Genomic DNA, 14148 nt, shown 5'->3' with positions numbered 1-14148 from the left:
GACCGGAGGCCCGCGGCAGCCCCGACCAGCGCCTCCCGCCCGTCGCCGGTCACGACTCGTCGCGCGGGCACCGTCCACCGGTCACGAACCGTCGACTGCGGCCCGGCCAACCGACAGTCCGTGACCACTCGGCGGACGTGAGCGGAGTGTCCTGACCACCTGCACCCGCCACCGACGACCCCACCCACAAGCACTACCGGACAGCACCCCCAGCACCCCCGGCACCGTCCTGCACCGCACGCAACCGCCGCTCGGCCTGTCGCACCATGGGGATCGTGCCAAGAGCCGTCAGGCGTGTCCGCAGCTCGGCGGCGCTGACCGCTCCGATCGCGAGCAACCCGTGGACGGCCGACGCTTCAGCGGCGCCGAACGCACCCGCAGTCGGCCCCGGCATCCGCAGCAGGTCGATCGCGGTCCGCGTCGGCAGTGCGACCCGGAGCCGCGCCAGGACGACGGTGTCGTCGACGTCGATCCGGACCTCGCGCAGGCGCACCTCCGGGCCGACGTGCACGCGGACCTGCGGCGGGATGCACGCCTCGAGCGGCGCCGGCGGACGGGACACCGCACCCCAGATCCACGCGGCGGTCAGCGTGCAGGCGATCAAGCGTGCGTCGCGCAGCACCCAGCCAGCCGCGGCGGCACGCAACGACGGCGTCTGCGGTTCGGCGGGGGAGGCCCAGCACGGCCCGATGGCAACCAGTTCGCCGGCCAGGACCGCCGCGCGCAGTTCGGGTTCCGGCCAGTCATCACTGGTCAGCAGTCGCGGGCGGGGCACCCGCACATCCTGCCCGACCTGCGGTCGCGACCGACAGGCCTGTGGACAAGGCCCGGACCGGCCGGGAGGCCCGTGGCGGGCCCGCACCGCGCCTCCAGGCGGTCACCGGTCACGTCGAGAGCGCGAAGCACGTCGACGACGCTGCCACCTGACGGCGGCCCGACCGGGAGGCCGCGACGCCGCGTGCGCGCTCAGCGCAGGACGTCGGCGCGGTGGACGAGCGCCGCGGCGCCGATGAGCGGGCCGTCCTGCGACAGTCCCGTCGGCACGATCCGCACCTTCGTGACGAAGCCGAACTCGACACGCTCCGCCACGGCCTGCCGGGCGTACTCGAACAGGTCGGGCGTGACGTGCGAGAACCCGCCACCGATCGCGACGACCTCGAGGTCGACCAGGCTGGTGGCGGCGGCGATGGCCTGGCCCAGGGCACGGCCGCTGCGCTTGACCGCGGCGACCGCGATCTCGTCGCCGGCGGCGTACGCGGCCGAGAGCTCTTCGCCGGTGGTGCCCGCGAAGCCCTGCCGACGAGCCCAGGCCACGGTCTTGGGGCCGCTGGCGATCGCCTCGAGGCAGCCGGTCCCGCCGCAGGCGCAGGGGTCGTCGTAGCCGCCGCACTCGACGTGGCCGATGTGCCCGGCGTTCCCCGTCGGGCCGCTGACCGTGCGGCCGTGCAGGATGAGCCCGCCGCCGACACCGGTGGAGACGATCATGCCCATCACGTGGTCGGAGCCCTGGGCAGCCCCGACCCAGTGCTCGGCGAGCGTGATCGCCAGGCCGTCCATGCGGAGCGTCACCGGCACGTTCTCCGGCACGAGGGCCGCGATCCGGTCGCGCAGCGGGTGGCCCCGCCACACGGGCATGTTGAGCGGCGAGACCAGACCGTGTTCCTCGTCGACCGGGCCGGCGGAGCCGACGCCGACGCCGACGAGCGTCGTGTCCGCGGGCAGTGCGCCGAGCGCGGCCGTGACGACCTCGTCGACGGCGGCCTGCAGCTCGTCCGAGGTGCGCTGCGGCCCCGTGGGGCTGCGGAACCGCGTCGCGGGCAGCACGACCCCCTGGTCGGTGACGAGCGCGGCCTCGACCTTCGTGCCGCCGAGGTCGACGGCCAGGGCGAGGGCGGGGGACTGGGGTGCGGTGCTGGACATGCGCGCTCCGATGCGGCGGTCTGGAGGCCCGGTGCGCGTCACCGACGCGTCGTCGCGTCCGGTGGGCGCCGGCCTGGTCGTGGTGGGTCGGGCTGGGTGGGATGGACTCAGCCGGGTGGGCTCAGCCGTGTCCGCTCAGTAGGACGTCGTGTCGTCGCCGAGCGCCGACGCGGCGCCCGTCTCGGCGCGGTGCGCGACCTCGTCGAGGATGCGGGCCGAGGCGCTCGTGCCGATGCGATTCGCGCCCGCCTCGACCATCTCGAGCAGGGTGTCGAGGCCGCGGACGCCGCCGGAGGCCTTCACGCCGGTGTCGGCACCGACCGTGCGGCGCATCAGGGCGATGTGCTCGGCCGTCGCGCCGCCGCCGGCGAACCCGGTCGAGGTCTTCACGAACGCGGCACCGGCGGTCTGCGCCGCACGCGAGGCAGCGACGATCTCGTCGTCGGTCAGGAAGGCGGTCTCGAGGATCACCTTGACGACGGTGTCCCCGGCGGCGTCGACGACCGCGCGGACGTCCTGCTCGACGCGCTGCCAGTCGCCCGACTTCGCGGCGCCGATGTTCTGCACCATGTCCAGCTCGAAGGCGCCGTCGGCCAGGGCCTGCAGCGACTCGGCGACCTTCGCCGCGGTCGACGTGGTGCCGTGCGGGAACCCGATCACGGTGCCGACACCGACGCCGGTGCCCGTCAGGCGCTCGACGGCGTGCGCGACGTCGCTCGGACGGACACAGACGCTGAAGACGCGGTGGGCGGCGGCTTCGTCGAGCTGGGCGTCGACGTCCGCGCGGGTGAGTTCGGGCTTCAGGATCGCGTGGTCGATGAGGCCGCGGACGGCATCGGCGGTGACGGGGAAGGCTGCGTTGTCCACCCGGCAAGCCTACCCGTCAGGCGTGCCGCGTAGCGTGCAGGGCATGCAGGTCCTCGTCACCGGCGCCACCGGGTACATCGGTGGTCGTCTCGTCCCTCGTCTCCTCGAAGCCGGCCACTCCGTCCGGGTGTTCGTGCGCAACCCCCGGAAGCTCCAGGACGTCCCGTGGAGCAGCGACGTGGACGTCGCGGAAGGCGACCTCCAGGACGCCGACGCGGTCCGCGCCGCCGTCGACGGGGTCGAGGCGGTCTACTACCTGGCCCACGCGATGGGCGCCGACGGCGACTTCGAGTCGGCCGAACACGAGGCCGCCGAGACCATGGCGCACGAGGCGAAGACGGCGGGGGTCAGCCGGTTCGTCTACCTGGGCGGGCTGCACCCCGACGGCGAGCTGTCCAAGCACCTCCGCAGCCGCAAGGAGGTGGGGGAGATCCTCCTCGGCTCCGGTGTGCCCACCGTGGCGTACCAGGCCGGCGTCGTGATCGGCTCGGGCAGCACCTCGTTCGAGATGATCCGGCACCTCACCGACGTCCTGCCGTGGATGCCTGCGCCGCGCTGGGTCCGCAACCGCATCCAGCCGATCGCGGTGCGCGACGTCCTCTACTACCTGGTGGCCGCCCTGGACGTCCCCGCCGACGTCAACCGCACCTTCGACATCGGTGGCCCCGACGTCCTGCGGTACGGCCAGATGCTGAACGGCTACGCGGTCGAGGCGAAGCTGCCGCAGCGCCCGATCACCGTGCTGCCGGTGCTCACCCCGCGGCTCGCCGCGCACTGGTTCAACGTCGTCACCCCGATCCCGCGCAAGCTCGCGACGCCCATCATCGAGTCGCTGCAGTTCGAGTGCGTCCAGCGCGAGCACGACATCGACGACGTCGTACCGAAGCCCGAGGGCGGGCTCACCTCGTACCGTCGGGCCGTCCGCCTCGCGCTCAACAAGATGCGCACCGGCCAGGTGCAGACCAGCTGGCGGAGCGCGACGCTCTCCAGCGCCTCCGCCGACCCGATGCCGAACGACCCCGACTGGGCCGGGCACACCGTCTACGTCGACGACCGGAAGCGGCACTCGAGTGCCTCCGCCGCGGACGTCTGGCGTGTCGTCGAGTCGATCGGTGGCGACAACGGCTGGTACTCGTTCCCGCTCGCCTGGGTCGCCCGCGGCTGGATGGACAAGATCGCCGGTGGCGTCGGACTGAACCGTGGCCGTCGCGACCAACAGCGCCTCGAGCAGGGCGACGCGCTCGACTGGTGGCGCGTCGAACGGCTCGAGCGCGGCCGGTACCTGCGGCTCCGTGCCGAGTTCAAGTCGCCGGGCCGCGCGTGGCTCGAGATGACCGTCACGCCGAACCCCGAAGGCGGCAGCGACTACCGCCAGCGGGCGATCTACTTCCCGCAGGGACTCGCCGGACGCCTGTACTGGTACGGCATCCTGCCGTTCCACGGCATCATCTTCCCCGGTATGGTCGAGCGCATCACCGCCGCCGCCGAGCGGGAGTCCGACCAGACCGAGTCCACGCAGCGCAACCGGACGCAGCAGACCGGGACCCCCGAGCCGGCGCACGAGGAGGCAGCATGACCGACGACCGCAGCCCCGTCCTCTTCCTGGGGGACAGCATCACCGAACAGGGCGACTGGGACACCTGGCTCCCCGACGAGCACACGCTGAACCAGGGCATCGGTGGCGACACGACCGACGGCGTGCTGACGCGCCTCGACGCCGTCGTCGCCGAGCAGCCCGAGGTGATCGTGCTGCTCATCGGCACGAACGACTTCGGCGGCCACCGCGCCAGCGCCGAGCACGTGGTCCGCAACGTCGAGACCGCGCTCGTCACGCTCCGCCGTGAACTGCCGGGTGTCCGCCTGCTGCTCGTCTCGATCCTGCCGCGGCAGGCCGAGTACGCCGCGAAGATCGAGCAGGCGAACCGGCACCTGCGCCAGTTCGTCGCCACCTGCCACGCCCAGTACCTCGACGCCTGGCCCGCCCTGGCAGACGGCGACCACCTGGACGCCCGCTTCACCGAGGACGGCCTGCACCTGACCGAGGACGGCTACCGCGCGTTCGTCGGTGAACTCGTGCCGGCCCTCGAGCGGGTCCGTGAGCTGCCGCCGATGTCGCGGTCGATCCAGGCGATCACCATCGACGGCGACTCGGACTGATGGCCGCACGCAAGGGGCGGCCCCCGGTGGGGTCGTCGCAACACGGCGTGCCCGCGGGATCCTCGCGACCCGCCGCCGCCGCACCGGCCGCCCGCGCACGCGAGACGCCGCCGTTCACCCGGCCGGCGCTGGCGCCCGGGTTGATCGCTGCGATCGTGCTCCTGGCGTGCGTCGCCATCGTGGACTCGTCGGGGTTCGTCTTCGCCCGCTGGGGCGTCACCGTCCTCGCGTTGATCGTGCTCGTCTTCACGGTGCGGGGGAAGGTCTGGTGGGCCGCGCTGCTCATGGCCGCGGTCGCGGTCTGCTGGAACCCGCTCGTCACGGTGCCGATCCCGGGGCAGGTGTGGGCGGGCCTGCAGCTGGTGGCCGCCGCGCTGTTCATCGTGGTGGGCATCGTGGTCAAGGTGCCCCGCGAGACCGACGGACGGTAGGATCGGCAGGTCGGGTACAGGACCCGGCCGCACGACCCGAAGGGCATGGATGAACGACGAGACCGAGCCGGTGACCGAGAGTCCTCTGCTGAACCCTCGACCGTCCTCCGGCGGTCTCGACCGATCCGACGTCGTCGTCCGCAAGGGACGACTGACCCTGATCAACGGACACCTCACGCCGCAGCAGTCGATGATCGAGGACCTGCTGTTCCTCGACGACGCGCTCACCGCGGCTGACGTCGACCACCTGCTCATCCGCGGGAACGACCAGCGTCCGGTGATCGCGCTGGACGAGCGTGACCGCCAGCGAGCCGAGAGCGCCGTGATGTCGGCCGCCGTCAACGAGCCGTTCTACGCGAAGCCCCCGGGCAAGCCGGCAGTGCTCGTGCAGGACGACGGACTCGGCTCCGTCGAGGAACCCGTGCTCCGTGTGTTCCGCCCGCGCCTCGAGCCCCTCGGACGCCTGCGCTACGGCGCCGAGACCAGCGTCCAGCTCGAGTTCTGGCGCGTCACCGACACCGAGGTCCTCGCACCCGTCGAGAACGCCCTGATGCGTCGCAGCCTGCCGATCGACGAGTTCGTCCTCGTCGACATCGAGCGCTACGGCCGCACCTGGCGCACCGTCGAGCACATGTTCGACGACCACGTCTCGGACATCCGGTTCCCGATCGACATCGTCTTCTCGTGGGTCGACGGCAACGCCATCGAGTACCAGCGCGCCCGCCAGGCCGCACAGTCGAACGCTGTCCTGGGCGAGGGCGACGACGCTCCCGCCCGCTTCCGCCAGATCGACGAACTGAAGTACGCGCTGCGCTCGGTCCACACCTTCGCGCCGTGGATCCGCCAGATCTACATCGCCACGGACTCGCCTGCGCCGCACTGGCTCGCCGACCACCCGAAGGTCCGGATCGTCCGCAGCGAGGAGTTCTTCGCCGACCCGTCCGTGCTGCCGACGCACAACTCGCAGGCCGTCGAGTCGCAGCTGCACCACATCCCGGGCATCAGCGAGCACTTCATCTACTCGAACGACGACATGTTCTTCGGCCGGCTGGTCGACCCCTCGGTGTTCTACAGCCCGGGGTCGGTCACGAAGTTCATCCTCGCGTCGACCCGGATCGGCCTCGGTTCCAACAACCCGGCACGCAGCGGCTTCGAGAACTCCGCCCGGGTCAACCGCGGCCTCCTGCAGCAGCGCTTCGGCGCGGTGACGACCCGCCACCTCGAGCACGCGCCGACGCCCCTGCGTGCGTCGATCATGACCGAGATGGAGCACGAGTTCGCCGACGAGTTCGCGGCCACTGCAGCGTCACGCTTCCGCGCCGCCGACAACATCTCGGTGACGAACTCGCTCTACCACTACTACTCGCTGCTCACCGGCCGGGCGATCATCCAGGAGAACTCCTCCGTCGGGTACATCGACACGACCATGGTCTCCGGACTCAAGGCCCTCGACGACCTGCTGAAGAAGCGGAACGTGGACTTCTTCTGCCTCAACGACGGCAGCTTCCCGGAGGTCAGCGACGAGGAGCGCACGCAGCGCGTGACGGACTTTCTGGAGCGGTACTTCCCGTTCCCCGCGCCGTGGGAGCGCCCCAGCGCGTAGGACGCGCCGGCGGCCTGCTGGGGCGCTCCGGGCGAGCCTGCGAGCCCGGAGCCGAAACCCGGCCACGCGTGTCGGCCGCAGCCGCACGCCGACCGGTCACGACACCCCGCGACCTGCGCGCCGACTGGTCACAAGCCGTCGGCCTCGCCGTTGGCAGACGACGGAACGTGACCACGCGACGCACCACGTGCGGTGGGTCGCGACCATCCCGCGAGCCTGGAGGCCCGTGGCGCGCCCGCCACGGGCCTCCAGTCCGTCCGGCGTGCCGTCCGGACGTGCGTGCGCGCGCGGTCAGGAGACCCCGTCGGCCGCCCGCCCAACGGTCACGAACCGTCGCTTGCCGGGCCGCCAGACGACGGAACGTGACCACGGGACGCACCACCCGCGGGGAGTCGTGACCGCCCATGCGCGCCCACGCGCGCCCACGCTTGGTGAGCAGAAGAGGTCGGGTCCGCGTGACGGACCCGACCTCTTCTGCACGCGAAGTGCGGAGTGCTACCGGTGCACGGGGGAGACGGGCACCGAGTCGAGCGTGAAGACCGGGATGCTCGAGGTGACCGGTGCGGGCTCCACGGCTGCGGGGATCGTCACGCCGTGTGCCGCGAGCTTCGCCTCGGTCTCGAGAGCGGAGACGGGCTGCCCGACGGTGGCGTAGTGCCCGATCGGCACGACGGAGTGGACGACGTTGTGGCCGTACACGTGCACGAGGTTGAACGACTGCGCGCCGTCCCGGCCGCGGGTGCCGCCCTGGTACTCCGTGAGGTCCTGCGTGTAGCAGGTCGCACTGGCGACGGACACCGGGATGCCGGCGAACACGGCGCTGGTCGAGTAGTGCAAGTGCCCGGCGATGATGGCGAGGACGTCACTGCCCTCGACGACCTCGGCCAGGGCCTGCTGGTCGCGCAGTTCGACGAGGACGGTGAGGTCCTGCACGCTCGGCACGGGCGGGTGGTGCATCGCCAGGATGGTGCCGTGCGGTGCCGCCTCGGACAGGACCTCGGCGAGCCAGTCGAGCTGCTCGGGGGAGACCTCGCCGTGGTGGTGACCGGGCACACTCGTGTCGAGGGTGATCACACGGAGACCGTTGACGTCGTACACGAAGTCGACCGGGCGGTCGGTGGGCTGCAGGCCGAAGAGCTCCTGGCGGAAGGCGCCGCGCTCGTCGTGGTTGCCCATCGCCCAGATCACCTGCGCACCGATGCGCTCGGCCGCCGGCTCCAGGATCGCGCGGACGCGGGCGTACGCACCCGGCTCGCCCTTGTCGGCGACGTCGCCGGTGACGACGATCGCTTCGGGACGCGTGCCCGAGGCTTCGATGTCCGCGACGATCTGCGTGAGCCGCGCGGCGGAGTCGACATCGCCGTAGAGATCACGATCCCCGGATACGAGGTGCGTGTCGCTGAGGTGGAGGAGGAAGTGGTTCGGCCTGGGGTGTTCGGCCGTCCGGCTGTCCATCGGGGTCTCATTCCGTTGGCGGATGCGTGGTGCAACACGTTGCCACACCGTCCTGGACGAGTCCAGCACGTGACGGTGAACCAGCCGTGAACTGGGGGCGGCGTGTTGCCCTGTGCACGAAGAAACCCCCGCCACTTGGTGACGGGGGTTGCTTCGTGTGCCTCGGATCAGTGATCCCCGGCGCCGATCTGAGGAGCCTGGTGGCCACCCTCGAGGTTCGGGCCGTGGTGCGCGGCGTGCGCTGCCTCGAGCTCGGCCTTCGAGACCGGCTCGATGCGGTCCTCGAAGAAGAAGCGGGAGACGCCGGCGCGGACCTTCTGCAGACCCGTGATCTTGCCCTTGGCGTTCGGGCGGATCATCAGCGGCTTGTACTCGTTGAACTGCAGGAGCTTCCACCGCTCGTACTCGTCGAGCTGCTCGTGCACCTCGATGTACTCACCGTGGGGGAGTCGGACGATGCGGCCCGACTCGTACCCGTGCAGGACGATCTCGCGGTCCTTCTTCTGGAGGGCGAGGCAGACACGCTTGGTGATCCAGAAGGCGATGAACGGACCGAGGACCGTCGTCGCCTGGATGACATGGATCACGTGTTCGATCGACACCAGGAAGTGCGTCGCGATGATGTCCGACGAGGCTGCTGCCCAGAGGCTCGCGTAGAGCGTGATGCCAGCGGCACCGAACGCGGTGCGCGTCGGGGCGTTGCGCGGACGATCGAGGATGTGGTGCTCACGCTTGTCGCCCGTGACCCACGCCTCGATGAAGGGGTAGAGCAGGATCGCCAGGATGAGCAGCACCAGGACCGCGATCGGCGCCAGGATGTTGAACGACACCGTGTAGCCGAACCACACGACCTCCCAGTGCGGCGGCACCAGACGCAGCGCGCCGTCGGCGAAGCCGATGTACCAGTCGGGCTGGGTACCGGCGGACACCGGGGAGGGGTCGTACGGGCCGTAGTTCCAGATCGGGTTGATCGTGAACAGCGACGCGATGAGGGCCAGGATGCCCGCGACGATGAAGAAGAAGCCACCGGCCTTCGCGGCGAACGCCGGGAGGATCGGGACGCCGACGACGTTCTCGTTGGTCTTGCCCGGACCGGCGAACTGGGTGTGCTTGTTGATCACGACGAGCACGAGGTGGACACCGAGCACCGCGACGAGGATCGCCGGCAGCAGCAGGATGTGCAGCGTGTACAGGCGGCCGACGATGTCGGTCCCCGGGAACTCGCCACCGAAGAGCAGGTAGGCGATCCACACGCCGATGACCGGGACACCCTCGATCATGCCGACGATGATCCGCAGGCCGTTTCCGGAGAGCAGGTCGTCGGGGAGCGAGTATCCGGTGAAGCCCTCGGCCATGGCGAGGACCCAGAGCAGGAAGCCGAAGACCCAGTTGAGCTCACGCGGCTTGCGGAAGGCACCGGTGAAGAACACGCGGGCCATGTGCAGCATGATCGACGCCACGAACAGCAGGGCTGCCCAGTGGTGGACCTGACGGACGAAGAGCCCGCCACGGATGTCGAACGAGATGTCGAGCGTGGACTGCAGCGCCGTCGACATCGCAACACCCTTGAGCGGGACGTACGAGCCGTTGTAGATGACCTCGGTCATGGACGCCTGGAAGAAGAACGTCAGGAAGGTCCCGGAGAGCAGCACGACGACGAAGCTGTACAGCGCCACCTCGCCGAGCATGAAGCTCCAGTGGTCCGGGAAGATCTTCCGGCCGACTTCCTTGACGAGGCCCGAGATGCTGGTGCGCTCGTCGATGTAGTTCGAGACCCCGCCGATGATGCGGGATCCGCGCTCCGGTGCCGGCTTGTTCGTCGACGTGTTCGGTGCGGTGGTGGTGGTGCTGGTCATCAGCGTTCACGCTCCCAGAAGGACGGTCCGACCGGCTCGTGGAAGTCGCTCTGGGCAACCAGGTAGCCGTCGTCGTCGATCGCGATAGGAAGTTGGGGGAGGGGGCGTGCTGCCGGACCGAAGATGACCTCGCAGTTGTTCGAGACATCGAAGGTGGACTGGTGGCACGGGCACAGCAGGTGGTGCGTCTGCTGTTCGTAGAGCGCGACAGGGCACCCGACGTGGGTGCAGATCTTGGAGTACGCGACGATGCCGTCGTAGCCCCAGTTCTCGTGGCCCTTGGACGGGTTGAGGTCCTTCGGGTCGAGACGCATCAGGAGGACGGAGGCCTTCGCCTTCTCCTCGAGCATGTGCTCGGACTCGAGCATGCCCTCGGGGATGACGTGGAACACCGAACCGATGGTGACGTCGGAGGCCTTGATCGGAAGACCCGTCGGGTCCTTCGTCAGGCGCAGGCCCTGCTTCCAGAAGGTGTGACGGAGCAGCTCGTTCGGGTCCTCGGCCGGAGCGAGGTCGCGGACCAGGACGATGCCGGGGAGCGGGAACGCGGCCAGAGCACCGATCATCGAGTTGCGGATCAGCTTGCGACGGCTGAAGCCCGACTCCTTGTCGGCGAGCTGGAACGCCTCGACCGCCTTGGCGCGGGTCTCGTCGGTGCCGCGGGTGCCGTGGCGGAGCTCCGTGATCTCACGGTCGACGACGAGCGACTTCGACCAGTAGACGGCACCGAGACCGAGGGCGAGGAGCGCGAGGGCGATCGACAGGCCAAGGAAGAGGTTCGCGGTGCGGACCGTCCCGAAGTCGCTCGGATCGATCGGGAAGGCGATGTACGCGGCGATCGACAGGACGCTGCCGACGATCGACAGGTAGAAGTAGGCGGCGACCTGGCGCTCGGCCAGACGCTGCTTCTTCGGGTCGACGTCGGTGCGACGCGGACGGTGCGGCGGCTCGCCCGGGTTCTCGAACGGGTCGACGGGGAGGACCGCGATCCCGGGGGAGGTGGTCGTGCCGTGCTTCTCGACAGCCGAGGACGAGTTCAGCGTCTCGTCGTCGTGCTCTGCCATGGTGTTCCCTTCAGTGTCGTTCGACACGGACGATCAGTTGGACTTCGCGGTCAGCCAGACGGTCATCGCGACGACCGCCCCGAGTCCGAAGATCCAGATGAACAGACCCTCGGCGACCGGCCCCAGGGAGCCGAGTGCGAAGCCACCGGGGGACTTGTTGTCCTGCACGTACTTGAGGTACGTGATGATGTCGGCCTTCTGCTCCGGCGTCAGGTTCAGGTCGTTGAAGACCGGCATGTTCTGCGGGCCGGTGAGCATGGCCTCGTAGATGTGCTTGCCGGAGACCGTCTCGAGGTTCGGGGCGTACTTGCCCTCGGTCAGGGCACCGCCGGCGCCGGCCACGTTGTGGCACATGGCGCAGTTGATGCGGAACAGCTCGGCACCTTCGGCGGCGTCGCCGTCCTCACCGTTGGTGAGTTCGGTGGACGGGACCGACGGGCCGGGGCCGAGGGAAGCGACGTACTGCGCGAGCGCGTCGACCTGCTCGTCCGTGAACTGCGCGGGCTTCTCTTCTGCCTGCGGACCCTGTGCGGCCATCGGCATGCGGCCGGTGCCGACCTGGAAGTCGACCGACGCGGCGCCGACACCGATGAGGGACGGACCCTCGCTCGTGCCCTGCGCGGAGAGACCGTGGCAGGTGGCGCAGTTCGACGCGAAGAGCTTCTCGCCCTCGTTCACCTGCGACTGGCTCGAGGTGGCGAGGGTGCTCGTGCTGTCGTCGGCGTTCGCCGTGGAGCTGAACAGTGCGTACGCGCCACCGGTCGTCATGAGACCAACGACGATAAGCGACACGGTCGCCATCGGTGAGCGGCGGCCCTTCTTGGACTTGGTTCTGTTGAACATGTGCTGGGGGGTGTCCAGTTCCTACTTGAGAAGGTAGATGACGGCGAAGAGGAAGATCCACACGACGTCGACGAAGTGCCAGTAGTACGACACGACGATGGCGGTGGTCGCTTCCTTGTGGCCGAAGTTCTTGGCGGCGAAGCCGCGGCCGAGCGTCAGCAGGAAGGCGATGAGGCCACCGGTCACGTGGAGGCCGTGGAACCCGGTGGTCATGTAGAACGCCGAGCCGTACGCGCTGGAGGAGAGCGTGACGCCCTCGTGCCACAGGTTGGCGTATTCGAAGATCTGGCCGCAGACGAAGATCGCACCCATCGCGTAGGTGACGAAGAACCACTCCGTCATGCCCCAGTGGCGCGGGTTCCAGCTCGTCCGGTGCACCTGGAAGCGCTCCGCGGCGAACACGGCGAACTGGCAGGCGAAGCTGGACAGCACCAGGATGATCGTGTTCACGGAGGCGAAGGGCACCTCGAGCTTCGTGGTCTCGGTCGCCCAGAGCTCAGGGGACGTGCTGCGGAGCGTGAAGTAGATCGCGAACAGGCCGGCGAAGAACATGACCTCGCTGCCCAGCCACACGATCGTCCCCACGGCCACGGCGTTCGGCCTGTTGAGGGCCGGACCGCTGGCTGATCTGGAGAGAGAGGTGCTAGTCACGTCCTCCATTATGGCCGAAACCCCCGACAGTGTTTTCGCAGGAGACTGGCGGGTCTCTCGAATTCACTACGATCGATCCATGCCTGACGCACTTTCTTGGCCAGCAGTGATCAGCGCGCTCATGGCGCGCGAGGACCTGACGATCAGGCAATCCACATGGGCCATGGAGGAGATCGTCCACGGGCGTGCCACCCAGGCCCAGATCGCGGCCTTCGCCGTGACGCTCCGCGCGAAGGGCGAGACCGTCGACGAGGTCGTCGGATTCCGTGACGCGATCCTCGACGCCGCGGTTCCGCTCGACGTCGACCCGATGGCGCTCGACATCGTCGGTACCGGCGGCGACGTGGTCGGCACCGTGAACGTCTCGACGATGGCGGCGATCGTGATCGCCGCTGCCGGGGTCCCCGTCGTCAAGCACGGCAACAAGGCCAGCTCGTCGAAGTCCGGGTCGAGCGACGTGCTCGCCGCCCTCGGACTCGATCTCACGATGGACGCCGCGCGTGTCGCGGACACGTTCCGGCGTGTCGGGCTGACCTTCGCCTTCGCCAACGCGTTCCACCCCGGTTTCGCCCACGCAGGCCCCGTCCGGCGGGAGATCGGCGTCCCGACGGTGTTCAACTTCCTCGGTCCGCTCGTCAACCCCGCACGGTGCGAGGCCAACGCCGTCGGCGTCGCTCAGCTCGAACTCGTGCCGATCATCACGGGCGTGTTCCAGACGCGCGGGGCGACCGCACTCGTGTTCCGCGGCGACGACGGACTCGACGAGCTGACCACCACCGGGCACAGCCACATCTGGGAGGTCACCGGCGGCCGTGTGACCGAACACGACCTCGACCCACGGGACCTCGGCATCGCCCGCGCCCGGACGGAGGACCTGCTCGGTGGCGACCCCGAGCACAACGCCGCCGTCGTCCACCGACTGCTGGCGGGGGAGACCGGACCCGTCCGCGACATCGTCCTGCTGAACGCCGCGGCCGGGCTCGTCTCGTTCCGACTGGCACAGGACCCGAACGAGGCCGACCGCCCGATCCTGCAGCGCTTCCGCGAGCAGCTCGTCGTCGCCGCCGAGGCGATCGACTCCGGCGCCGGTGCGCGCAAACTGGCTGATTGGGTCGGCGCAGCTCCCGCCGCGTAGTCCACGCCGCCCCGCGCACCGTGCGCGGTGCGCCAGCCGGTGCGAGCCTGACGGCCCGGTACTGCGCCACGAGCGCGCACCCGGCGGTCACCGCTGCACCCGGTGCGCAAACCCGCACCGTGCCGTGCCGGCAACCCCACGCCGGGCCGGAGGGCCGTGGTGTGCC

Annotated in this window: 13 protein-coding genes; 5 read left to right on the top strand and 8 right to left on the bottom strand. The window is 69.9% G+C overall.

All coding sequences use genetic code 11. The features are described 5' to 3' along the window. Positions 1-193: 193 nt before the first annotated feature. The 3 genes from BIU95_RS12310 to deoC form a co-directional block, all read right to left on the bottom strand. Entirely contained in the window at positions 194-775 is a 582-nt protein-coding gene (locus tag BIU95_RS12310) for a hypothetical protein (protein WP_071251794.1), read from the bottom strand. Positions 776-966: 191 nt separating this feature from the next. Then, positions 967-1920 (bottom strand): ROK family protein, encoded by a 954-nt coding sequence (locus tag BIU95_RS12305; protein ID WP_071251793.1) that lies wholly within the window; start codon positions 1918-1920, stop codon positions 967-969. A gap of 135 nt (positions 1921-2055) precedes the next feature. Further along, positions 2056-2787, bottom strand: a complete 732-nt coding sequence (deoC, locus tag BIU95_RS12300; protein ID WP_082046801.1) for a deoxyribose-phosphate aldolase — start codon at positions 2785-2787, stop codon at positions 2056-2058. 43 nt (positions 2788-2830) lie between these two features. Between deoC and BIU95_RS12295 the strand changes: the two genes are divergently transcribed. The 4 genes from BIU95_RS12295 to BIU95_RS12280 are packed head-to-tail and all read left to right on the top strand — an operon-like array spanning position 2831 to position 6978. Further along, positions 2831-4363 (top strand): SDR family oxidoreductase, encoded by a 1533-nt coding sequence (locus BIU95_RS12295; RefSeq protein WP_031259825.1) that lies wholly within the window; start codon positions 2831-2833, stop codon positions 4361-4363. Further along, on the top strand, positions 4360-4944 hold the full coding sequence (locus BIU95_RS12290) for a GDSL-type esterase/lipase family protein (RefSeq protein WP_042537205.1): 585 nt from the start codon (positions 4360-4362) through the stop codon (positions 4942-4944). The genes BIU95_RS12295 and BIU95_RS12290 overlap by 4 nt, the downstream gene beginning before the upstream one ends. A gap of 47 nt (positions 4945-4991) precedes the next feature. Beyond that, positions 4992-5375: a DUF6804 family protein gene (locus BIU95_RS12285; RefSeq protein ID WP_071251795.1), complete on the top strand. Its 384-nt coding sequence runs from the start codon at positions 4992-4994 to the stop codon at positions 5373-5375. A 49-nt stretch (positions 5376-5424) separates the two neighbouring features. Beyond that, positions 5425-6978, top strand: a complete 1554-nt coding sequence (locus BIU95_RS12280) for a stealth conserved region 3 domain-containing protein (protein ID WP_017887341.1) — start codon at positions 5425-5427, stop codon at positions 6976-6978. A 495-nt stretch (positions 6979-7473) separates the two neighbouring features. Here the strand turns inward: BIU95_RS12280 and BIU95_RS12275 are convergent, their stop codons facing one another. The 5 genes from BIU95_RS12275 to BIU95_RS12255 all read right to left on the bottom strand — a co-directional run bounded on the left by BIU95_RS12275 (position 7474) and on the right by BIU95_RS12255 (position 12856). Then, positions 7474-8433: a phosphodiesterase gene (locus BIU95_RS12275; protein WP_017887340.1), complete on the bottom strand. Its 960-nt coding sequence runs from the start codon at positions 8431-8433 to the stop codon at positions 7474-7476. A gap of 167 nt (positions 8434-8600) precedes the next feature. After that, entirely contained in the window at positions 8601-10289 is a 1689-nt protein-coding gene (locus BIU95_RS12270; RefSeq protein WP_017887339.1) for a ubiquinol-cytochrome c reductase cytochrome b subunit, read from the bottom strand. Continuing rightward, positions 10289-11353 (bottom strand): ubiquinol-cytochrome c reductase iron-sulfur subunit, encoded by a 1065-nt coding sequence (locus BIU95_RS12265; protein WP_017887338.1) that lies wholly within the window; start codon positions 11351-11353, stop codon positions 10289-10291. The genes BIU95_RS12270 and BIU95_RS12265 overlap by 1 nt, the downstream gene beginning before the upstream one ends. A 33-nt stretch (positions 11354-11386) precedes the next feature. After that, a complete protein-coding gene (locus tag BIU95_RS12260; RefSeq protein WP_042537210.1) occupies positions 11387-12196 on the bottom strand; it encodes a cytochrome c in 810 nt (269 codons plus the stop codon). Between the two features lie 21 nt (positions 12197-12217). Next, complete coding sequence (locus BIU95_RS12255; RefSeq protein ID WP_031259820.1) at positions 12218-12856, bottom strand: heme-copper oxidase subunit III; 639 nt, start codon at positions 12854-12856, stop codon at positions 12218-12220. A 70-nt stretch (positions 12857-12926) separates the two neighbouring features. Between BIU95_RS12255 and trpD the strand changes: the two genes are divergently transcribed. Then, a complete protein-coding gene (trpD, locus tag BIU95_RS12250; RefSeq protein ID WP_031259819.1) occupies positions 12927-13982 on the top strand; it encodes an anthranilate phosphoribosyltransferase in 1056 nt (351 codons plus the stop codon). Positions 13983-14148: the final 166 nt, after the last annotated feature.

The sequence above is a fragment of the Curtobacterium sp. MCBA15_007 genome (genome assembly GCF_001864905.1).
Taxonomy (GTDB): domain Bacteria; phylum Actinomycetota; class Actinomycetes; order Actinomycetales; family Microbacteriaceae; genus Curtobacterium; species Curtobacterium poinsettiae.
The sequence above is the reverse complement of the archived record's forward strand: the minus strand, read 5'-3'. Positions and strand labels throughout refer to the sequence as shown.

Excerpts from the sequence above, each read along its gene's own strand:
- BIU95_RS12270 (WP_017887339.1), bottom strand. The coding sequence starts at position 10,289 with ATGACCAGCACCACCACCACCGCACCGAACACGTCGACGAACAAGCCG.
- BIU95_RS12290 (WP_042537205.1), top strand. The coding sequence starts at position 4,360 with ATGACCGACGACCGCAGCCCCGTCCTCTTCCTGGGGGACAGCATCACC.
- BIU95_RS12275 (WP_017887340.1), bottom strand. The coding sequence starts at position 8,433 with ATGGACAGCCGGACGGCCGAACACCCCAGGCCGAACCACTTCCTCCTC.
- BIU95_RS12260 (WP_042537210.1), bottom strand. The coding sequence starts at position 12,196 with ATGTTCAACAGAACCAAGTCCAAGAAGGGCCGCCGCTCACCGATGGCG.
- BIU95_RS12255 (WP_031259820.1), bottom strand. The coding sequence starts at position 12,856 with ATGGAGGACGTGACTAGCACCTCTCTCTCCAGATCAGCCAGCGGTCCG.
- trpD (WP_031259819.1), top strand. The coding sequence starts at position 12,927 with ATGCCTGACGCACTTTCTTGGCCAGCAGTGATCAGCGCGCTCATGGCG.
- BIU95_RS12265 (WP_017887338.1), bottom strand. The coding sequence starts at position 11,353 with ATGGCAGAGCACGACGACGAGACGCTGAACTCGTCCTCGGCTGTCGAG.
- BIU95_RS12295 (WP_031259825.1), top strand. The coding sequence starts at position 2,831 with ATGCAGGTCCTCGTCACCGGCGCCACCGGGTACATCGGTGGTCGTCTC.
- BIU95_RS12280 (WP_017887341.1), top strand. The coding sequence starts at position 5,425 with ATGAACGACGAGACCGAGCCGGTGACCGAGAGTCCTCTGCTGAACCCT.
- BIU95_RS12305 (WP_071251793.1), bottom strand. The coding sequence starts at position 1,920 with ATGTCCAGCACCGCACCCCAGTCCCCCGCCCTCGCCCTGGCCGTCGAC.